We start from the raw sequence: 20,509 nt of genomic DNA, 5'->3' as shown, positions 1-20,509 counted from the left end.
AACAATTTTACAGTTTAAATTCATCCTTTGATAGCACCCATTGATTTGCATCATGCCATCCATCAGTTAATTTAATGGAATTTTCTTTTATCTGTGCTAACTTAAATCCACATGTATGAGCCACTTGGTTACTGGGAAAATTATCCACAGCAGCATCAATAATAATTTTATCTAAAGCTAATTCTGTAAAACCAAATTTACACATTCCTAAAACAGACCGATGCATAATTCCTTTTCCAATAAATTGATTGCCAAGCCAATAACCAATTTCACCAATCTTTTGCTTAGTATCAAATCGATTAAAACTAATCATCCCAGCACTTTTTCCCTGATAGATAATCACAGCTGATAACGATTTTCCCTGATAATATTCATCCATAGATTGATTTAAAAATCTTAATTCATCATTAACTGTAACTGTTAAATAAACCCATGGTAACCACTTACCTAAGCTAGTAACTGATTGCTGAATTAATTGATATAAATCGTTTGCATCTTGATATGAATCTGGTAGCTTAAGCGTAATCTCATTATCAATTTTCAACGGTAAAAACACAAAAATCACCCCATTAACTTTCTAATAGTTAATGGGATAATAACTGATTAATTATTAATTTACAATGACTATGTTAACGGCCAGTGACACCAAACATATAAAAAACATACATAGCCAATGGAAAAGTCATTAAAACCAAAAATAAAAAAGCAAAAAATATTTTTTAAACACCTTATTCACTTTCCAGCTTTTGAAATTGATCCATTAAAATCATCATATTCGTAACGACTAATTTTTCCATTTTGCAATGCTGTACGTAATCTATCAATTTCTACTGCATGATCTGGGTTGCTCAAATAATTATTTTCACCGCGATTTGTATTAGTATAATTTGCTTCTAAAGGTAGCGTTGGTTTTAGCGTTTGAACAAAATCAAATACTCTTCCTATTCTAATCTGATTAACCTTATACACGTGATTTCCAAATTTAAATTGAATTTCTCCATTGGGAGTTCCTTTAATAAAGGTTAATTTTCTTACCTGATTCAACGGAAAAGTTTTGGTATTATCTTTTTGTGCTAAAATCAATAAGTTTTTCGTAGCTAATAATACAACTTCTTTTTGTTTAATTTTCCCTAATAGCAGCGAATTTATTTTTCGCATTCCATAATTTAGTTGTAAAGTTTGATAAAAATCAGCATTTATTTGATTTTCAAGTACTGCTATTTTTACATTCATTATTTTAACCTTATTAATCAATATTCAATATGTTGATCTTTAACAATCGATTGATACTTCATTTTTTCAAGCCATTTTGGCAACGTTAATTGCTCCATGATGTTCATATCTACATCTGGTGTTAAAATCGATCCGCCGGGAACAGCATCAACTGGAATCGAAAAGTAAGGTCCAACTGTGATAGCATTCCCAATTTCTCCGGGTTTCATCATTACATGTGCAAATCCAATCCAGGAACTAGCAAATGAAGTATTAGCATCCTGACCACATTGTGCGATTGATAAAGCAATGGCTCTGCGTCGTCGATCTAAAAATTCATTTAAGTCATCTTCATTTGGAGTATTCCAAGTCCCAGCATCTTCAATAAACATTGATGAATTATGAACTGGATCTTTAGCAATTGAAATGGCAATGGCCGACCACACCCCATAACTCTCCCCAGTTCTTAACGGACGATCTTCTTTAGGACGATACGAAGTAACCCCCTTATTTGCACAAACAATAAAACTACCTGGTGCTGGATAATGACGCCGATTGTCTGAAGTACCAAAATATTCAACTAACGTATCTTGAAGTGGTTTCCCATCATAAATGGGTAATTTAGAACCATCCCATTGATCTTCTTCAAATAATGGCTTTGCATTATCAACTGCTGGGTTTCTTAATAAATCGTAGCCTAAAATATGCCCTTGAACTCCTGTAAAACTTGAAGCAGTTGTCATATTAATCTGACCCATATAGGCATTTTTACATTCAGCACGATCGTATGAAACAATGCCGTCTAACACTTCATCATCAGTTTTAACTCTTGTACCAGCATCAACTTTTAATCCAGTTACATAACCAGTACCTAAATTTCCTGGTTCCATATAACCACGTGAATACTGCTTATAAGGACTGATTGCAATTCGGTCAATTCCTTCTTGATTTAAAATTTCATCAATTTTTGCCATCAAAATTTCCCCTAATCATTCTTAAGATTATTAATTACAGTTTAATGGTAGCACAAGCAAAAGATTGTTACACATTTCACATCTTGACTTTTGTGCAATTATTTAATTATTTTACAAAATAAAAACTGTTAGCTGGGTTAATCAGCAATAACAGTTTTCCTAATTTTATTTAAATATAATGAATAATCCCATCACAGCAATTAAAACAATCATAATAGCAAAAACTCTCTCAAATTTACCGAAAACCGGTTTTGTAGGAGCATATTGTTTTCTAGCATAAATAAACAGTGGAATTCCAATTGCATAAATCACAAAAGCAATCGTTAAATATTTAATACCTGCTGTGTACCCCATAAACAAGGTTCCAACAATTGCTAAGATGGATGTAATAAAAGCACCCGTGCGCGAAGTAGATACTACATTTCCTGCTGGATTAAAGGTTTCTTTTTTTGCACTAATTTTAGCTAAAAATAACATTGAAATTAGATACGGAGGAACAGTCATGGTAGCGACAATTGTCAGTGTCGTATTAAAAGCTCTTCCAGCAAAATGAGTAAAGAAGATAATGATTTGAATTACCAATACTGTCATCAATAATGAAGCAACTGGAACATTATGCTTACCCATCTTATTGAAAAATTTTGGAAAAGTTCCATCTTCTGCTGCAGCTCGTGGCATTTCTGACAATACCAAAATCCAACTTAACCAACTGGCTAAAACTGCAACAATTACTCCAAAGGTAATAATCAGCCGTCCAACGGGTCCCATTACATATTGCATTAAGCCAGCAGTTGACGGACTAGATAAATTAGCCAGCTGTCCATAACTTTTTAATCCTAATGGTAGAATTGAGACTAAAGCATACAGCACCAAACAAATTAAAAAACCATCTCTGGTGGCATGACGCACATCTTTTTGACTTTTTGCATTTCCTGAAAGGACAACTGCACTTTCTACTCCCGAAAAGACCCAAAGAGTAGTTAACATGGCGCCTTTAACTTGAGAAAAAAGACTTCCTAATGCTTTATCATCAACTTGGGGTAAACTTTTAGCCGCCATTGGATTGGTAATAAACGTCTGCCAGTTAAACGCAACAATCATTACAATAATAAAAAATGCAACAATCAACAGCATACAAACTGTACCGAGCATATCAACATTACTTGTTGTTCTAATCCCTTTTACAATTAGAGAAGCCATAATCCAAAGTACTAAAGATCCGCCAATTACAGCTGCCCAATTATTTCCCCCGGAAAAAGTTCCCGGCCAAAAGGCATTCAAAGTCGACATTAACAATACTGAATAAGCAGCAATTGCAAATGACTGACAAATCCAATAGCCCCAACTAACGAAAAAGGCAGTAAAGTTACCAAAGCCCGCATGTGCATAATGATAAAGTCCCGTCGTATATTGCGGCCTTACTTGTGACAAGATCAAAAATGATTTAACAATTAAACCAATAATTAAGCCGGAAATTACCCAAGCAATTATTTGAGCAATCAAACCCGCATGCAGTGCCATATTTTGAGGTAAATCATAAATACCCCCACCAACCATCGCTGAAAGTACGAAAGCAGTTAACCCAAGTGTACCAATTTTTTCATCTTTTTTATTATTCAAACTCACACCTCTTTCGTGATATCTTCATTATAAAGACATCAAAGGTGTTTAGCAATCAAACCCATAGTTAGTAAATTTTATCCTAAAGATGATAATGTCCTTTAATATGAAAAGCTCGGTGATGTTTATGAGATTGATAACCAGTATTAAATTTCTTGTAAGTTTTTGAATGGTAGTTTTCATAATTAATTGGCGTCGGAACTTGCGTGCTTGGATCAACATTTGAACGTCCAGTAGCATAATCAAAGTTTAATCCAGGCTGCACATTATATAAGTAACGATCAAAATGCATACTTCCATCAGTACTAGCAGCTTGAACCCATAAACCTTGTGCCATCAAATCATCGCCCACATACACAGGGGTCACTTGATAAATTACTTTTTTATTTTTCTCCAAAGCATTTCTAACCATTTGTTCGTTAATGGTCATTACTTTTTGATTTGAAAAAGCAGTTTGTGTAAATAAATTTTTAGGATTATCAATCGAGCCTTTCTGACCCGGATCTGGTTGTCCATCATTGTTTAAGTTAAAACTACATGAATATGCAATTAAATGTCCGCGGTTAACCGGAAAGACTTTTTTACCATTTACCTTTTTAGGTTGATTATACCATCCTGTTGGTTTGAAAACCTGAGGCGCCCGACCATCAGAATGACCCAAATTGTCTTTCGTCAGATAAGCAGTTGCCGTTCTCGCTCGATTTAAATGATCAAGATTAGAAAAATTAATTTTACTAGTATCATAATTAATTTTTTGAATTGTTTCTGGATTATCCTTATTTAAAACATCATAAGCTTGTGAACCAGGTTGATATTGCTTTTTTTGCAATGATTGATATGTAGCCGTCTGTTCTGGATTTTGAGCGTCATCAGCTTTAACAGCTTTTAATGAAGTAATTAGCAGTGCTGAACTCGCCAGCGTAATAATACCTAATTTAACCGAGATTTTCATTTTTTATCCTTTCTATTAGTACGAACATCTGTTTTGTATCTTAAATTAATTTTAACCCATTGTCAAAATCATCTAATTGTAAATAAAAAATTCTGTCACAAATAATCGTGACAGAATTTTATTTAGGCTTGATACACAAGTTTTCCATTTGAAAAAGTGGCTAAATTATTGGCATTGACTTGCTCTCCAATAAAAGGAGAATTACGTCCCTTCGACTTCATTTCAGTTGTAATAATCTTATGTTGATGCTGCAAATCCCAAATAGCAAAATTAGCTAGGTTACCAACTTTAAGCTCATTATCATTTGTTAAATTAAATTTTTCAACTGGTGCCCTGCTCATCCATTTTAATAATTGTTGAAGCGTAACTTTTTTGGTTTCAACTAAACTGGTATACAACAAAGGAAATGCTGTTTCGATTCCAGTAATTCCAAATGCCGAATCAACAAATGAATCGCCTTTATCAGTTATGGTATGTGGGGCATGGTCAGTAGCTATCATATCAATTGTTCCATCCAATAACCCAGTTAATAATGCTTCACAATCCTCTTTACTTCGTAACGGCGGATTCATCTTATACATTGGATTATCCATTTTAATCATTGAATCATCCAGTAACAAATGATGTGGTGAAACTTCGGCTGTTACATTGACTCCATCAGCTTTCGCACGTCTAATCAGTTCAACACTACGGGATTTAGATACATGACAAACATGATAATGCACGTGAGTAACCCTCGCTAATTCTAAATCACGTGCTAGCTGGCTTGTTTCAGCCACTTCATTAGCTCCTTTTAGACCTAATGCTTCTGAAACTCTTCCTTCATTCATCACACCGCCATTCATTAATGCATGATCTTCAACATGAGCTGCTAATGGCAATCCAGTTTTGGCAATTTCAACCATTGCATCAAACATTGTTTTACCAGTCTGGATTCCAATTCCATCATTACTAAAAGCAACTGCTCCTGCACGTTTCATCGCAGCAAAATCAACTAAATGATTCCCACGTTCATCATACGTTACAGGGGAATATTGTTCGACATTAATAACACCTTGTTTTTCATTATAAGCAGCCATCTCTTTTAATTTATCAGGAGTATTTGGGACTGGAGTTACATTAGGCATAGCACAAACAGTAGTATATCCTCCATGAGCAGAGGCTTCACTTCCAGTTTTAACTGTTTCCTTGGCAGTTTGTCCAGGGTCACGAAAATGAACATGCACGTCTACTAAACCGGGAAGGATTGTCTTTCCTTCAGCATTAATTACTTTTTCAGCAGACTCAGATATAATTTTTTTTGTATTTTTTTAATCATTCCATCAACTAACAGCACATCTTCTTGCTGTAATTGTTCGTCATGATAAACTTGAGCATTTTTAATTAAAATTTTCATGATTAATTAATTCCTTTAATTTCAGCTGGACTAACAATTCCCTTATTGACTAAAATATCAGTTAAAATAGCCATCCGCATGTACATCCCATTTTCCATTTGTTTAAAAATTCTTGATTTAGCACTTTCTACTAATTCAGAATCAATTTCGACTCCTCGATTAACCGGAGCCGGATGCATAATAATGGCATTATCTTTCATCATGTCATAACGTTCTTTAGTTAAACCATACTGTTGATGATAAGTAGTCGCATCAAAATCATCTGCTGCTTTTCCAAGTCGTTCTTTTTGGACACGTAACAACATCACAACGTCTGAATTTTTGGCTGCTTCGTCAACACTTAAATGAGATCCGTAATCTGAAAACTTATCATCATACCATTGATCAGGTCCGGAAAATGCAACATTTGCACCTAACTTAGTTAGTAATTCCATATTAGATCTAGCAACCCGAGAATGATTTAAATCGCCAATAATACTAATATTTAATCCTTTAAATGTCCCAAATTCTTGATAAATGGTCATCATGTCAAGCAAAGATTGAGATGGATGCTGACCACTGCCGTCACCAGCATTAACAATGCTAATATCTAAATTAGCTTGTAAAAGTTGTTTATAATATTCATTATCAGAATGACGGATAACGGCAAAATCAACTCCAATAGCTTGAATAGTTTTTACTGTATCTGCTAAAGTTTCACCTTTTGTCACTGAACTAGCAGCGGCATCAAATTGTAAAACTTGTATCCCTAACTTTCTTTCAGCCATTTCAAAACTGGTATGAGTTCTAGTACTATTCTCAAAGAAAAGATTCATTGCATAAGTCGGACGATTAAGCCGAATAGTTTTTCCTTCACTAAATAACTGCGCTAATTTGATTTTATGTAATACTTGTTGTTGGGTCAGATTTGCCACTGTTACTAGGTCATGTTTGGTTATTAATGCCATTTTATATCCCCCAAGGTTTTCATCCATTGTAAATAAAACTGCATAAATAAAAGACATACTACAATTAACGTAGTATGCCTGTTTTAATAACATTACCAGTTAACTTCTCGATTTCTCTGAATCGAATTAAAGTATTCCTTATTTATTGTTACTTACTCTATCCAAATTCATTAAAGATGTCAATAGACATAATATTATTGACATTCTACGATGAATTCAGTAATATTATGACAATTAATCTTAACTTGGTTCAGAGAAGCCAAAAGATCTTATCACCACTTAATATAAACATACCACTGCCGCAATTTTGACTACTTAGTATTTCTCTGAAAACCATGGTCTTAATTGCGGCTTTTTGTATATAAAGGAGTTTTTACAATGACTAACATCTCAATTTCAGCAAACATTGGTAACGAAGTTTTTCAATCACCTTTCATCAATGCTGCAGGTGTTTTTGACGAAACAGCTGCCGAAATGAATCAAATTTTAAATTCTGAAGCTGGTGGAGTGACCACTAAAAGTGCTACTTTAAAACCGCGCAAAGGAAATCCAACTCCTCGTTATGCAGATACCAAATTTGGCAGTATTAATTCTATGGGGCTACCTAATCAAGGATTAGACTATTATTTAAATTTCATTGAAAAAAATGAAATTAATAAACCAATCGATTTATCAATTTCTGGGACTTCTAGGGAAGATAATTTAACCGCACTCAAAAAGGTACAAAAAAGCAGTTTCACTAGCTTATGTGAGTTAAATCTTTCTTGTCCTAATGTGATTGGAAAGCCTCAAGTCGGTTACGATTTAACCGCAATCGAAGAAACTTTAACTGCCGTTTTTGAATTTTTTACAAAACCATTAGGCCTTAAACTTCCACCTTATTTTGATCTTCAACAATATGATGCAGTTGCTAAAATTTTAAACAAGTATCCCCTAACTTACATTAATACCATTAACAGTGTCGGAAATGGATTAGTGGTTGATGCTAAAACTGAATCAGTCGTGATTCGGCCTAAAGGAGGATTTGGGGGAATCGGTGGAACATACGTTAAACCAGTAGCACTTGCTAATGTTCGCGCATTTCGCCAACGTCTTAATCCGGAAATTAAGATTATTGGAACTGGTGGAGTCAAAACCGGATTAGATGTTTTTGAGCTAATTTTATGTGGCGCAGATATTGTAGAAATTGGAACTGCTCTTGCCCAAGAAGGACCACATATTTTTGCCAGACTAAAACAAGAACTTACAGATATCATGCAGGAAAAAGGTTATCATCAACTTTCTGATTTCCGCGGAAAATTAAAAGAGTACCAAAATTAACACGACGTTGCATTATTGAAAAAAACATTATGAAATTTCCCGTTTAAGTGAATTCAGAAATTAATAAAATTAAATGTGTTTTAATTCATATTTTAGAAATCACACCATCAGAATTTAGCCAGCATTCGTGTTGGAACTCTTTATATATCATAAGTAATCATTCAAGAAAAATTTTAATTATAAGGAATTAATATGAATACACTCAAAGAATTAAAATCCATGCAAGGACGTTCATTTTTAAAAGAAGCTGATTTTACCCCAGCACAAATTAAAGCTTTAATTGATTTTTCAATTAAGCTTAAAGCCGAAAAACAACAAACTGGTAAAGTAACTAAATATCTTCATGATAAGGATTTAATTCTTTTGTTTCAAAAAACTTCTACAAGAACCCGACTTTCCTTTGAACTTGGCGGAGATGATTTGGGTGCTAATACGGCATACATTGATCCCACTTCAAGTCAGTTTGGTAAAAAAGAATCTGTTGCAGACTCTGCCAGAGTGTTTGGAGAACTTGCAGATGGAATTGAATATCGGGGATTTTCTCAAAAAAATATGGAAATCATGGCAGAACATGCTGGAGTCCCGGTTTGGAATGGTTTGTCAAACGAGTGGCATCCTACTCAAATGATTGCTGATTTTATGACTATCAAAGAAAATTTTGGTCATTTAAAGGGCCTAACCTTAACTTTTGTAGGAGATGGACGTAACAACATGGCTAACTCTCTTTTAGTAACTGGCTCAATGTTAGGAGTTAATGTCCATATTGTAGCTCCCAATTCACTACAACCAGATTCAAAAATTCAAAAACTAGCAGCTAACTTTGCTAAAAAATCTGGAGCTCAATTGGTCATCACTTCTAATATTGAAACCGGTGTGAAAAATAGCAATATTATTTACACTGATGTTTGGGTTTCAATGGGAAAAACTAACTGGCAAGAAAGAATCAAGTTATTGTCACCCTATCAGGTTAATATGAAAATGATGCAAGCAACTGGGACGCCTGATGAGCAATTAATTTTTATGCATTGTCTCCCTGCTTTTCATGATGGTAATATCAGTACTGCTGCAGAAGCAGTCAAAAAATACAATTTAAAAAGTCCAGAAATGGAAGTTACCGATGAGGTATTTAAAAGTAAATTCGGACGACAATTCAGTGAGGCGGGTAATCGAAAACATTCTATTATGGCAATCATGGCGGCTACTCTTGGTGATTTAACCCTATACACTGAACACTAAAAAAATAACAAAAAACTTTCACGAATTAAAATTCGTGAAAGTTTTTATTTGGTTTAATTTATTTATTAGCATTTCGACGTTTGATACCGAAAAGAGCCATTAGTCCTAAAATAATTGCTCCTAAAATCGATGCAAGCAAAGTAGTTTGTTCCCCAGTTTGTGGTAAAACATTATTACCTTTACTATTCGATCCAGTATGATTCTGACTGGCTGAATTAGTTTGGTTATCAGTCTTAGCAGTTTTTGCTGAATTTACATCAGCAACATCAGAAGCAGCATTGCTACTGTTAGAGTTACTACTTGAAATATCTTTTTGGCCATTAGCTGATTTCGATGAATCAGTGTTTAAAGCACTAGTAGCTGATTGATTTTGATTAGCTACTTGAGTATTCGTTTGATTGCTAGCTTTATTTTGATTATTAGTCTTAACTTGACTATTCAAATTTTGCTTTACATCATCATTATTTGTGCTTTGGTTATTACTAATTGGGGTAATAATCTCAGAATTATCTTTACCGTCCTGAGAAATTTTAAATTGAGTATCTAGATTAGTTTCTGGTGTGCCTGGTTGGTAGCCGATAGAAGTATCGTTAGTCACTGCAAAGTTTTTACTAAACAACTTAGTATAATTCGATGGTGCCAAATAATTAGAATCATCTACAGTTGCGGTTGGCTGACTAGCAGCTACTGCATTTTGTCTTGGTGTCGTAGTTGCATTGCCAGTATTATTAGTATTAGCAGGAGTTGTATTGTTAACAGCTACACTGTTATTAGTAGAACCAGTGGCATTAACTACTCCATTTACCCGGCCAAAAAGTACTTGGCCTTGGAAGTATCCCAATGAATCATTATTAATTACTCCTCGGTTTTGAGCATCCAGCATTAAACCATTTCCAAGATAAATTCCATCGTGATAGATACTACCATCATTAAAGAATACTAAATCTCCAGCCTGAGCTTCATCTGAAGATATATGTTGAACAGCTGCATATTGGTCAGAAGCGACACGAGGTAAGTTAATTCCATTTTTACCAAAAACATATTGAACAAATCCAGAACAGTCAAATCCAGCTGGTGTTGTTCCACCCCAAACATAAGGAGTTCCGACATATTGTTTACCAGTATTAATAATTGCACTAGCATTATTAGTATTTGAAGCTGTAGTTACTGCTTGTGAGGTGGTAGCTGCTGCCTGTTTATTTACTGGAGCTGCAGGAGTGGCTTGTGGAGTAGCAGTTTGAGTTGGTGTTGCTGCAGGTGTAGTATTAGCCGAATCATTATTAGTTACTGCTAAATTAGTGGCAGCAGTTCTAAGTCGGTTTTGGGTTGCAGAAGTAGAAGCTGCTTGAACATTAGATTCAGTAGTCTGTCTAGCATTATTATTTACTGCAGGAGCTGCTTGATCTGCAACATTATTTGCGACTGTATTTTGTGGAGCTGGTGTACTTTGTACATCAGTTGCTTGATTGTCAGGTGTTTGATTAGATGCGGGAGTATTATCAGCAGCTTTTGCAACATTATCATCGGTAGTAGCGGCATTGTCAGCTGTATTTTGAACAGCCTGAGTAGTACTTTGATCCTGATTGGTTGTTGCAGCTGCATTATTCAATTGATTAGTTATGTTTTGATTATTATTTGCAGTTTGATTATTAGTAACATCATTAGTATTTGAAGCTGTTTGTTGATTTGACAGTTTGTCAGCCTGATTACTTGTAACATTATTATTTGTTTGTGCAGTTTGAGTAGTTGGTGCTGCATTGGTTGTAGCGTCTGCAGAAGCACTGTTAGAAGCTAATAATACTCCTCCTGAAACCATCAATGTTGCAATCCCAGCAAACATCCATTGTTTACCAGCTTTATACATTTTATAATGTAATTTTTCGTTTTTCATTAAGTAAAACTCCTTTATGGGTTATCTTATAATTAAAATTTATATTAACTTTTACACTTACGATGATTATATTATCATTACAACCCCAATATTTGGCGATAACAACCCTTTTTTAACACGATTGTCATATAAATGAAATATATTATGAATACATTAAGAAACACAAACACAATTGTTTGACTTTAATTGACCAATAGTAGTACACTAGGTTTCCGTGGGTACTAAATATTTAGAAAGGAGGAGATTATGGCAAAAAAATCAATGATTGAAAAAAGCAAGCGCCCCGCTAAATTCACGACACAACAATATACGCGTTGCGAACGTTGCGGCCGCCCTCGTGCTATCTACCAAAAATTTCATCTTTGTCGTATCTGTTTAAGACAGCTTGCGCATAAAGGTCAAATTCCTGGCATGAAAAAAGCTAGCTGGTAATCTTAGTTGGAAGGAGTTCTAATATGAAAAAAGAAGATTTAGCAACTGCTTACCGTAATCTAAAAAGTCCAAACAAGCGTACTAAGAGCCGTGCGTTACGAACTATCAAAAAGGCCAAAAATGAAAAATAATCATAATATATAAAAAGAACTGTAATCTGGAAAATAGATTACAGTTCTTTTTATATAATGGAAGCAATTATTATAATTAATCAACTAAATAACTTGAATATCCAAGTGATTAAGGTATATTTAATTTGATTAACAAATTATTAAGTTCTTTATGATATCATGTGGTGAGAGGAGATGTTAATTATGACTGATGTACTTGTTCTCGGAGCTGGTTATGCTGGACTTCGAGCATGTAAACAATTAGCTAAAAGTAAACTAGATTTAAATATTACTTTAGTTAACAAAAATTCATATAATTATGATGCGACTGCCCTAGAAACTGTGGCAGCGGGTGCTACTGCACCAGAAAATATTATGATGGATATAGCTGATGTAACTAGTAATAAAGTTCATTTTATTCAAGACGAAGTTGAAGTTATTAATCGTAATCAAAATTCAGTAGTTTTAAAAAATAGTAAACAAGAGCTGAAATACGACTATTTATTTAATGCCCTTGGCTTTGAACCAGAAACTTTTGGAACACCAGGTGCAGATGAATATGCATTACAAATCAGCAATATTGATAATGCTGTTGCTGATTATGAAACCGTGGTCAAACACTTGGAAACATACCAAAAAACAGGTAATAAAGATTACCTAAGTATGGTTGTAGTTGGTGGGGGGTTAACTAGTGCCGAATTACTTGGTGAGTTAGTCCATCAAATTCCTAAATGGGCTCGCAAATATGGATTTGATAAGGCAGACTTCCAATTAACTTGTATTGGTCCTAATTTGTTGTCAATGTTTGATGAAAAACAGCGTGCCTATGCACAACGTTACTTAGAAAAACATGGAGTTAAGTTTATTCTTGGACAAAACGTTAAATCAGTTTCTGATACTGGTGTAATTTATGGCGACAATAATCATAATCTTCCTGCTAGAACAGTTTTCTGGACTGCTGGGGTTAGCGGTAGTCATGTTATTGAAAAATCTGGATATCCAGAACATCGTGATCGAGTTGCGGTTAATGATGACATGACGTCACCTACTAACGCTAATGAGTACATTATTGGTGATGTAGCCGCTGTTAAAGATCAATCAACTGGCCGGTTTTACCCACCAACGGGACAAATTGCAATTCAAGAAGCTAATATTGCCGTTGCAAATCTAAAAGCTAAATTAACCCATAGCAAGCCAGTTCCATTCACATACAGAAGTTTGGGAACAGTTTGTTCATTAGGACCTACTACTGGAATTGCTTATGATTTGCTAGGATTTCCTATCAAACTAACAGGTATTCTTGTTCCCACAATTAAAAACTTGATTTTCAAACGGTCAGCTTTTGAACTTTCTGGTCTCAAAGCCGCCTTACAACGTTAATAATATTATAATGAAAGAAGTATGATAATATGTTTAATTTAGGACTTAGTGTGTTATCACTAGCGCGGTTCCAGTTTGCCATGACTACTATTTTCCACTTTTTCTTTGTTCCTACTTCAATTGGGATGGGTTTAATGGTAGCCATTATGGAAACCGCTTATGTAATAACAAAAAAACAAATCTACAAATCAATGACTAAATTCTGGGGAAAAATCTTTTTACTCAGTTTTGCCGTCGGTGTTGTAACTGGATTAATTCAAGAATTTCAGTTCGGAATGAACTGGTCTAACTATTCTCGATTTATGGGTGATATTTTTGGTGCTCCGCTGGCAATCGAAGCTCTACTTGCCTTTTTCTTGGAATCAACTTTCTTAGGAATCTGGATGTTCACCTGGGATAAAATGAAACCAGTTTGGCACGCCTTAATGATTTGGTTGGTTTTCATTGGTTCCGTACTTTCGGCCTTATGGATCTTGGCTGCTAATAGTTTCATGCAGCATCCAGTAGGTTATGCTATCAATAAAAAAACCGGTCATGCCGTTATGACTAGTTTTAGTGCTATTGTTGCTAATAAACAACTTTGGTACGAATTCCCCCACGTTATTTTTGGAGCTTTTGTAACTGGTTCCTTCATTGTCGCTGGACTCTCAGCAATTATGCTTTTCCGGAAAAAATCACCTGAATTTTTCCGAAAATCAATGCGTCTCGGTTTAATCATCGGATTATTGAGTTGTGGCGGTAGTTTCTTATCCGGTGATTCACAGATGGTATATTTACAACATGATCAACCAATGAAATTCGCAGCTGATGAAGGTATTTATCAAAACGTAAAAAGTCCTGCACCATGGACAGTTGTTCAAATTTCAGACAACAAGACCAAACGTGGTTATGGTAAGATTGAAATTCCTTATTTATTGGATATTCTTAGTTATCACAAGCTATCTGGTAGTGTTAAAGGAATGGATTCTGTCAATGCAGAATTACACAAGAAATATGATAAGAAGTTTGGAAAGCATATGAACTACTATGTCGCCACCAACACACTTTTCTATTCATTTAGAATTATGGCTGGTGGGGCTGGTGCCTTAGGATTACTAGCAATCTTAGGACTATGGTTCTCAAGAAAGAAAAAAGATACGATTATGAAACAAAAATGGTTAACTTTCTTACTTTCCATTGCAACTATCGGACCTTGGATTATTAATTCTTGTGGTTGGTTAATTACAGAATTGGGTCGTCAGCCTTGGGTTGTTTATGGTCTATATCCTACAGCTGCTGCAGTTTCACCTAGTACATCAGCTGGTGAAGTATTATTTACCAACATCATTTACTTCGTTGTTTTTGCAACATTGGCAGCTTTTATGATTATGTATTCCTTAAAGATTCTTAATAAAGGACCTAAAGCAGTCGGTGATAATGATAATTATGACCTTGAAGACCCATTTTCAAAGGAGGCCTTTAAATAATGAGTATCTTACAATTATTGTGGTATAGCGTTATCGGTTTACTGTTCGCATTATTCTTAATCCTTGATGGTGCAGATTTCGGGGTTGGAATGGCAACTAGATTTTTATGTTATAACGATACTGAACGTGGGTTGGTTTTAAGAACAATTGGTGCCCACTGGAATGGTAACGAAGTTTTCTTAGTTACAGCTGGTGGAGCAATGTTTGCATCAATCCCTTTGTGGTACGCTAGTTTGTTTTCTGGTTTTTATATTGTTTTGTTCCTGATTTTAATTGCTTTGATTTTTCGAGGAGTCTCTTTTGAATTTTCAGAAAACGCAGAAACAAAACAAGGAAAGAATCGCTGGATGTGGGCAAATTTCTTTGGTAGTTTATTCTTACCTTTCTTATTCGGAATTTTGTTCATGGATATGATTCAACCAGTTCCAATGGATAGTCAAGGTAACATTTTTGCTAGTTTCTGGAATGTAATCAATCCCCTATCATTATTAGGTGGAATTGCTTTAACTGCAATTTGTTTATATCAAGGATTACACTACATTTCCTTGCATACTACTGGTTTGATTGAATACAAATCAGAACGATTAGCTGATAATCTATACTGGGCTGCTTACCCTGTTGAAGTACTCCTTGTCGTTGCGCTTTATTTCCAAACTAATTTTTTTGAACGTCATTTATACAGTACTTTAATTTTATTAGTTTTAATTGTAGCAATGACTGTTTGGGGACAAATAGCAAGTGCTAAAGATCATGAATGGCAAGCTTACTTTGCTAGTTCGTTAAGTCTTGTATTTATCGTAATGTTAGTTTTTGTAGGACTATTTCCATATGTTCTAATTGCTGAAAATCCTGCTCATTCAATTTTAATTACTCAAGCATCTTCAACTCCATACACATTAACAGCAATGACAATTGCCTTGGTAATTCTTTTACCTATCATGTTGGCTTACTTTATTTGGAGTTATATTTACTTGTCTGGCAGAATTTCTTTGCAAGAATATGAGAAAATGGAAAAACAAGACGAAAGTTATTAAAAATATGATTGGAGAATTGCATGTTTGATAAACAACTTATGTCAATTCCCGGTGTCAAAAATTTAATTGTAAAACTTTCTTTTTTAGCAATTATTCAAGGACTAGCGATTATCTTTGAAGCCGTATTCTTATCATTAGCGGTTGTGCTAACTTGGAAACTCAAAAAAGTAACAGCATTATTTACTCCAATGCTGTTCTTTTTTGTATTTTTTGCAATTCGTTATTTAGTTACACGAATCGAAGCCCAGTTAACTGATCAATTTGCTTCTAAAGCAAGCGGAACTCTCAAACAAAAACTTTTGATAAAAGAATTTGAGCTTGGTCCTACTATTGTTAGCAACCTAGGTTCTGGTCATTTGATAACATTGGCACTGGAAGGCATTAACAAAATTGATAACTATTTAAATTTAATCATAATTAAAACCGTTAATATGGCAATAATTCCTTGGGTACTTTTAATCGCAGTTTTTTTCTTGGATAAGCTTTCTGCCTTTATCTTATTGCTCATGTTTCCCATTATTATTTTATTTATGATCATTTTGGGGAAAGCTGCAGCTGCAAAATCAAATGCCCAATATGAAGGATTTACAAACATGTCTAATAATTTTGTGGATTCAATGCGCGGTTTAAAAACATTAAAATTATTTGGTTTAAGTAAAAAATATAGTAATAATATCTATAAAGTCAGTGAAAACTATCGTAAAAGTACCATGAGCGTCTTAAAAGTTGCTCTCTTATCCACGTTTGCACTTGATTTTTATACCACTGTTTCAATTGCAATTGTGGCCCTCTTTTTAGGAATCAATTTAATTAACGGACATATTTTATTATTTCCTGCTTTAGCAATTTTAATTTTATGTCCAGATTATTTCTTACCAGTTAGAGATTACGGTAATGATTATCATGCAACTTTAGATGGCAAAAATGCATTAGTTAACATTAATGAAATCCTTGCAGTTCCCTCCCCTCATGCTAAAGTTACTTTAAAAAACTTTGCTGGATGGACTGCAAATAGTTCTTTAGCTGCTAATCATTTAGACTTTGATTACGAAAAAGAACCCACTTTATCTGACATTAATTTTAAGATTCACGGATATACTAAGGTTGGAATTGTCGGTCGCTCTGGATCCGGAAAATCAACTTTATTAAATTTAATTGGCGGCTGGCTACAACCAACCAATGCTAAAGAATTACCATTTACAGTTGGTAATCAAAAAGTTGATAGTTTAGCTCAAGCAGAGTGGCAGCAACATATTAGTTATATCCCCCAAGATCCCTACATTTTTAGTGGAAGCATTGCAGAAAATATTGCTTTTTATAAACCAGATGCATCAATAGCAGCAATCAAAACTGCTGCTGAAAAAGCTGGGTTAACTAATTTTTTAACAGAATTAAAAGCTGGATTAGACACCAAAATTGGTGAAGGCGGTCGTGGCATTTCAGGTGGTCAAGCCCAACGAATTGCACTGGCACGTGCTTTATTAGATCAAAAACGTAATATTCTTTTGCTAGATGAACCAACTGCCCATTTGGACATTGAAACAGAATATGAGCTAAAGCAGACAATGCTGCCTTTATTTAAAAATCATCTTGTCATTTTTGCTACGCATCGATTACATTGGATGAATGATATGGATTACGTCTTAGTAATGGAAAATGGTAAATTAGTTGAACAAGGTAATCCAACTAATTTGTTACAACAAAATGGTGTTTATCGAGATTTAATCAATGAGATTCGAGGTGAAATCCATGAAAAAAATCTTTAAAAATGACTCTTGGATTAAACCTTATTTAAAAAAATACAAGGGCTTATTAGCATTAGTATTTTTCTTAGGTGTTATAACTTTTATTTGTTCAATCGGACTGATGTTTACAGCGGGATATTTGATTAGCCGTTCGGCTCAAAGACCATATAATATTTTGTTAGTCTTTGTACCCGTTATCATCACTGAAGGTTTTGGAATCTTTCGACCAGTTTTTAAGTACTTGGAACGAATTAATAGTCATAACTGGGTTTTAAAAGTCACTTCTAACCTCCGTAAACGACTATATGAAACGCTTGAAAAACAAGCCATGTTTTTAGATCAAAAATTTAAAACTGGTGATTTATTAAGTGTTTTAGCAGATGACATTGATCACTTAGAAAATTTGTATTTAAGAACTATTTTCCCATTAATCGTGGCCTACTTAACCGGAATTATCCTAATTATCATTTTGGGAATTGTAAGTTGGGTTTATGCTTTATTCATGTTATTTACTTTTTCATTAATTCTTTTAGTGATTCCTTTAATATCGGTGGCAGTTCGTGGTGCTAGTCTAGAATATCAAAAAACATTACTACACGATTCTTACAATAATCTGACTGACGCAACATTAGGAATTGGCGATTGGATGATTTCCGGTCGAAAGAAAGGTTTCTTACAACAAACCACTAAAAATGATACTAAATTATCAGCATCAACTTTTAAAACTCATCGTTTTGAATGGAATCGTGATTTTGTTATCAAGTTAATTTTCGGAATAATGGTAGTTGGAACTCTTATTTGGACAAATTTTGCCCTTACTTCTTCGGCTCGACTGGCTGACTATGTAGCTGCATTCGTATTGGGAGTCTTCCCCTTAGTCGACGCCTTTGCCCCTGTTTCACAAGCTATGGAAGAATGGCCAATGTATCGTGATTCAGTTATTCGTCTTAATCAACTTTCTGATGATGATACAACTGAACCCAATGTACCTCAAACTGATTTAAGTCCAAGTGAATTTAAAAACATTGAAATGAAAAACGTTACTTTTCATTATCAAGGAGATTCACTTGATTTATTAAAAAATGTTTCTCTAAAAGTTTTAAAAGGACAAAAAACTGCTATCATTGGTCCCTCTGGAGTTGGTAAAACAACTTTACTACAATTATTGTTAGGTGCTTTAACTCCCACAAATGGAGAAGTAACTATCAATGAAACTGTTGATGTCGCCGCTTTGCAGAATAATCGCTCGAATTGGTTCAGTGTTCTTGATCAAAAACCATTTTTGTTTAAAACTTCGGTACTAAATAATGTTCGAATTGGAAATGAAAATGCAACTGATACCCAAGTTGAACAAGCGTTAGCAGATGTAGGTATGAAAAATTTTGTTAATTCATTACCAAATGGGATTTATACTGATGTTTCAGAAAATGGAGTTCGTTTTTCTGGCGGACAGCGTCAACGATTAGCACTTGCACGAATTTTATTGCAGGACAATCCAATCGTATTATTAGATGAACCAACCGTTGGATTAGATCCAATTACTGAAAATGATTTAATTAAAACATTGGAACAGGTATTAAAAAATAAAACAGTAATTTGGGTAACCCATCATCTTCAAGGATTAGATACTATGAATCAAATTATTTTTTTAGAAGATGGTGTTATTAAAATGGCAGGAAATCCTAGCTCATTGTATAAAAATAATCCTCGATTCAGACAGTTAACTGCCATGGATCAAGGATTACCGTTCAAAAAATAATTAACTAAAAAGCTGATGGATGACTTTTTCCAGTTCTGTTCTTTCACTGGAATCAGGTATCTCACGTAATAAAGAAAATGCTTCATCTAAGAAATTTTGTAAAACTTTTCGAGCATAATCAATTCCACCGCTTTTCTCAATTATGTTAATAACTTTTTCTAGATCAGCTGAATTCAGCTGATCTTTTTTTAATAGTATCTCTAATTCTTCTTCGTAACTAGTCGTCAAGGCATGAATAACAGGCAACGTATAAATACCACTCTGCACATCATTTAGAGTTGGTTTACTCGTTTCAACATCTGGTTCAAAATCACGTAAATCATCTCTAATTTGAAAGGCCATTCCAATCTGCAGACCAATCTTTTCAAGCAAAGCAATCTGATGTTGAACGCCACCACTTAAAATAGCACCCTCACCCATGCTAATTCTAAATAATTCGGCTGTTTTTCCCTTAATTGCTTTAAAATACTGATTTTCAGTTCGATTTACATCATAACGCTCAACACTTTGATTTAGTTCTCCTGCTAAAAGATCTTCCATTACCTTTACATTATATTTTAAATTTTCAAAATTTGGTGCATATTTTAATAAGAGTTCAAAATACTGTGTGAATAGATAATCACCTAAATAAACGGCATTATGAATCCCAAAGTTAAAATTTAATGTTTCTTTTCCACGCCGCAGATCTGATTCATCAATTACATCATCATGAACTAAAGAAGCTAGATGAATAATTTCAATAGAAGCAGCTGCTTTTTCATATTGCTGATCAATATCTGGTTTAGTGCCTAAATTAGCAGCCAATAAGAGTAAAGCTGAACGAAGCATTTTGCCATTACCATCAATCAAATTCTTGATTCCGTCATTAAATTCAGGAATATTAACCTTAATCTGATTATCCATGATAATTTCAGTTTCAGTTAATTTTTCTTTTAAAGACGTAAAGTTTTCCCATAAACTCAAATCCATGTTTTACCGCCCTTGTAATCCGTATTAATAACATTAGTATAGCATACCATCTCAATAGAATAAGAT

Annotated in this window: 17 protein-coding genes and 1 pseudogene; 9 read left to right on the top strand and 9 right to left on the bottom strand. The window is 34.2% G+C overall.

Annotated features, from left to right (window positions below; all coding sequences use genetic code 11):
* Positions 1–7: 7 nt before the first annotated feature.
* The 7 genes and pseudogenes from BHU33_RS00700 to BHU33_RS00670 form a co-directional block, all read right to left on the bottom strand.
* Positions 8–556: a GNAT family N-acetyltransferase gene (locus tag BHU33_RS00700; protein WP_054646478.1), complete on the bottom strand. Its 549-nt coding sequence runs from the start codon at positions 554–556 to the stop codon at positions 8–10.
* A gap of 176 nt (positions 557–732) precedes the next feature.
* Positions 733–1,233, bottom strand: a complete 501-nt coding sequence (gene hdcB / locus BHU33_RS00695) for a histidine decarboxylase maturation protein HdcB (RefSeq protein ID WP_054646477.1) — start codon at positions 1,231–1,233, stop codon at positions 733–735.
* A 17-nt stretch (positions 1,234–1,250) separates the two neighbouring features.
* Complete coding sequence (gene hdcA / locus BHU33_RS00690; RefSeq protein ID WP_054646476.1) at positions 1,251–2,186, bottom strand: histidine decarboxylase, pyruvoyl type; 936 nt, start codon at positions 2,184–2,186, stop codon at positions 1,251–1,253.
* A gap of 165 nt (positions 2,187–2,351) precedes the next feature.
* Positions 2,352–3,812, bottom strand: coding sequence for a histidine-histamine antiporter (gene hdcC / locus BHU33_RS00685; protein ID WP_054646475.1), 1,461 nt, complete (start codon positions 3,810–3,812; stop codon positions 2,352–2,354).
* A gap of 76 nt (positions 3,813–3,888) precedes the next feature.
* Positions 3,889–4,758 (bottom strand): DNA/RNA non-specific endonuclease, encoded by an 870-nt coding sequence (locus BHU33_RS00680; protein ID WP_054646474.1) that lies wholly within the window; start codon positions 4,756–4,758, stop codon positions 3,889–3,891.
* Between the two features lie 122 nt (positions 4,759–4,880).
* Positions 4,881–6,154, bottom strand: a pseudogene (locus tag BHU33_RS00675) (dihydroorotase).
* Positions 6,155–6,156: 2 nt separating this feature from the next.
* Positions 6,157–7,101, bottom strand: a complete 945-nt coding sequence (locus tag BHU33_RS00670; protein WP_054646473.1) for an aspartate carbamoyltransferase catalytic subunit — start codon at positions 7,099–7,101, stop codon at positions 6,157–6,159.
* A 378-nt stretch (positions 7,102–7,479) separates the two neighbouring features.
* Between BHU33_RS00670 and BHU33_RS00665 the strand changes: the two genes are divergently transcribed.
* Both BHU33_RS00665 and argF read left to right on the top strand, forming a co-directional pair.
* Positions 7,480–8,421, top strand: coding sequence for a dihydroorotate oxidase (locus BHU33_RS00665; protein WP_056997657.1), 942 nt, complete (start codon positions 7,480–7,482; stop codon positions 8,419–8,421).
* A gap of 192 nt (positions 8,422–8,613) precedes the next feature.
* Positions 8,614–9,657, top strand: a complete 1,044-nt coding sequence (gene argF, locus BHU33_RS00660; RefSeq protein WP_054646472.1) for an ornithine carbamoyltransferase — start codon at positions 8,614–8,616, stop codon at positions 9,655–9,657.
* A 58-nt stretch (positions 9,658–9,715) separates the two neighbouring features.
* On the opposite strand, the gene BHU33_RS00655 is transcribed toward argF, so the two are convergent.
* Positions 9,716–11,548 (bottom strand): NlpC/P60 family protein, encoded by a 1,833-nt coding sequence (locus BHU33_RS00655; protein ID WP_054646471.1) that lies wholly within the window; start codon positions 11,546–11,548, stop codon positions 9,716–9,718.
* Positions 11,549–11,794: 246 nt separating this feature from the next.
* Here BHU33_RS00655 and BHU33_RS00650 point away from each other — a divergent pair, with 246 nt between their 5' ends.
* From BHU33_RS00650 to cydC, 7 genes are all read left to right on the top strand, one after another.
* Positions 11,795–11,980 (top strand): type Z 30S ribosomal protein S14, encoded by a 186-nt coding sequence (locus BHU33_RS00650; protein WP_054646470.1) that lies wholly within the window; start codon positions 11,795–11,797, stop codon positions 11,978–11,980.
* Positions 11,981–12,003: 23 nt separating this feature from the next.
* The gene (locus BHU33_RS07490; protein WP_159442460.1) at positions 12,004–12,111 is read left to right on the top strand and encodes a putative metal homeostasis protein; all 108 of its coding nucleotides are present in this window, start codon (positions 12,004–12,006) and stop codon (positions 12,109–12,111) included.
* A gap of 183 nt (positions 12,112–12,294) precedes the next feature.
* Positions 12,295–13,470: an NAD(P)/FAD-dependent oxidoreductase gene (locus BHU33_RS00645; protein ID WP_054646469.1), complete on the top strand. Its 1,176-nt coding sequence runs from the start codon at positions 12,295–12,297 to the stop codon at positions 13,468–13,470.
* A gap of 29 nt (positions 13,471–13,499) precedes the next feature.
* Positions 13,500–14,936, top strand: a complete 1,437-nt coding sequence (locus tag BHU33_RS00640; protein ID WP_056997658.1) for a cytochrome ubiquinol oxidase subunit I — start codon at positions 13,500–13,502, stop codon at positions 14,934–14,936.
* The gene (gene cydB, locus BHU33_RS00635; protein ID WP_054646468.1) at positions 14,936–15,970 is read left to right on the top strand and encodes a cytochrome d ubiquinol oxidase subunit II; all 1,035 of its coding nucleotides are present in this window, start codon (positions 14,936–14,938) and stop codon (positions 15,968–15,970) included. The genes BHU33_RS00640 and cydB overlap by 1 nt, the downstream gene beginning before the upstream one ends.
* 20 nt (positions 15,971–15,990) lie before the next feature.
* On the top strand, positions 15,991–17,736 hold the full coding sequence (gene cydD / locus BHU33_RS00630; protein WP_054646467.1) for a thiol reductant ABC exporter subunit CydD: 1,746 nt from the start codon (positions 15,991–15,993) through the stop codon (positions 17,734–17,736).
* Positions 17,720–19,474 carry a thiol reductant ABC exporter subunit CydC gene (gene cydC, locus BHU33_RS00625; protein ID WP_054646466.1) on the top strand — a complete coding sequence of 585 codons (1,755 nt, stop codon included), beginning with the start codon at positions 17,720–17,722 and terminating at the stop codon, positions 19,472–19,474. The genes cydD and cydC overlap by 17 nt, the downstream gene beginning before the upstream one ends.
* Here the strand turns inward: cydC and BHU33_RS00620 are convergent, their stop codons facing one another.
* Complete coding sequence (locus BHU33_RS00620) at positions 19,475–20,443, bottom strand: polyprenyl synthetase family protein (protein ID WP_054646465.1); 969 nt, start codon at positions 20,441–20,443, stop codon at positions 19,475–19,477. It lies immediately after the preceding gene.
* Between the last annotated feature and the right edge of the window lie 66 nt (positions 20,444–20,509).

The sequence above is a fragment of the Fructilactobacillus lindneri DSM 20690 = JCM 11027 genome, assembly GCF_002907375.1.
GTDB lineage: Bacteria > Bacillota > Bacilli > Lactobacillales > Lactobacillaceae > Fructilactobacillus > Fructilactobacillus lindneri.
The sequence above is the reverse complement of the archived record's forward strand: the minus strand, read 5'-3'. Positions and strand labels throughout refer to the sequence as shown.

Excerpts from the sequence above, each read along its gene's own strand:
- BHU33_RS00620 (WP_054646465.1), bottom strand. The coding sequence starts at position 20,443 with ATGGATTTGAGTTTATGGGAAAACTTTACGTCTTTAAAAGAAAAATTA.
- BHU33_RS00655 (WP_054646471.1), bottom strand. The coding sequence starts at position 11,548 with ATGAAAAACGAAAAATTACATTATAAAATGTATAAAGCTGGTAAACAA.
- BHU33_RS00645 (WP_054646469.1), top strand. The coding sequence starts at position 12,295 with ATGACTGATGTACTTGTTCTCGGAGCTGGTTATGCTGGACTTCGAGCA.
- BHU33_RS00680 (WP_054646474.1), bottom strand. The coding sequence starts at position 4,758 with ATGAAAATCTCGGTTAAATTAGGTATTATTACGCTGGCGAGTTCAGCA.
- cydC (WP_054646466.1), top strand. The coding sequence starts at position 17,720 with ATGAAAAAAATCTTTAAAAATGACTCTTGGATTAAACCTTATTTAAAA.
- hdcB (WP_054646477.1), bottom strand. The coding sequence starts at position 1,233 with ATGAATGTAAAAATAGCAGTACTTGAAAATCAAATAAATGCTGATTTT.
- BHU33_RS00670 (WP_054646473.1), bottom strand. The coding sequence starts at position 7,101 with ATGGCATTAATAACCAAACATGACCTAGTAACAGTGGCAAATCTGACC.
- BHU33_RS07490 (WP_159442460.1), top strand. The coding sequence starts at position 12,004 with ATGAAAAAAGAAGATTTAGCAACTGCTTACCGTAATCTAAAAAGTCCA.
- hdcA (WP_054646476.1), bottom strand. The coding sequence starts at position 2,186 with ATGGCAAAAATTGATGAAATTTTAAATCAAGAAGGAATTGACCGAATT.
- BHU33_RS00640 (WP_056997658.1), top strand. The coding sequence starts at position 13,500 with ATGTTTAATTTAGGACTTAGTGTGTTATCACTAGCGCGGTTCCAGTTT.
- BHU33_RS00665 (WP_056997657.1), top strand. The coding sequence starts at position 7,480 with ATGACTAACATCTCAATTTCAGCAAACATTGGTAACGAAGTTTTTCAA.
- cydB (WP_054646468.1), top strand. The coding sequence starts at position 14,936 with ATGAGTATCTTACAATTATTGTGGTATAGCGTTATCGGTTTACTGTTC.
- argF (WP_054646472.1), top strand. The coding sequence starts at position 8,614 with ATGAATACACTCAAAGAATTAAAATCCATGCAAGGACGTTCATTTTTA.
- cydD (WP_054646467.1), top strand. The coding sequence starts at position 15,991 with ATGTTTGATAAACAACTTATGTCAATTCCCGGTGTCAAAAATTTAATT.
- BHU33_RS00650 (WP_054646470.1), top strand. The coding sequence starts at position 11,795 with ATGGCAAAAAAATCAATGATTGAAAAAAGCAAGCGCCCCGCTAAATTC.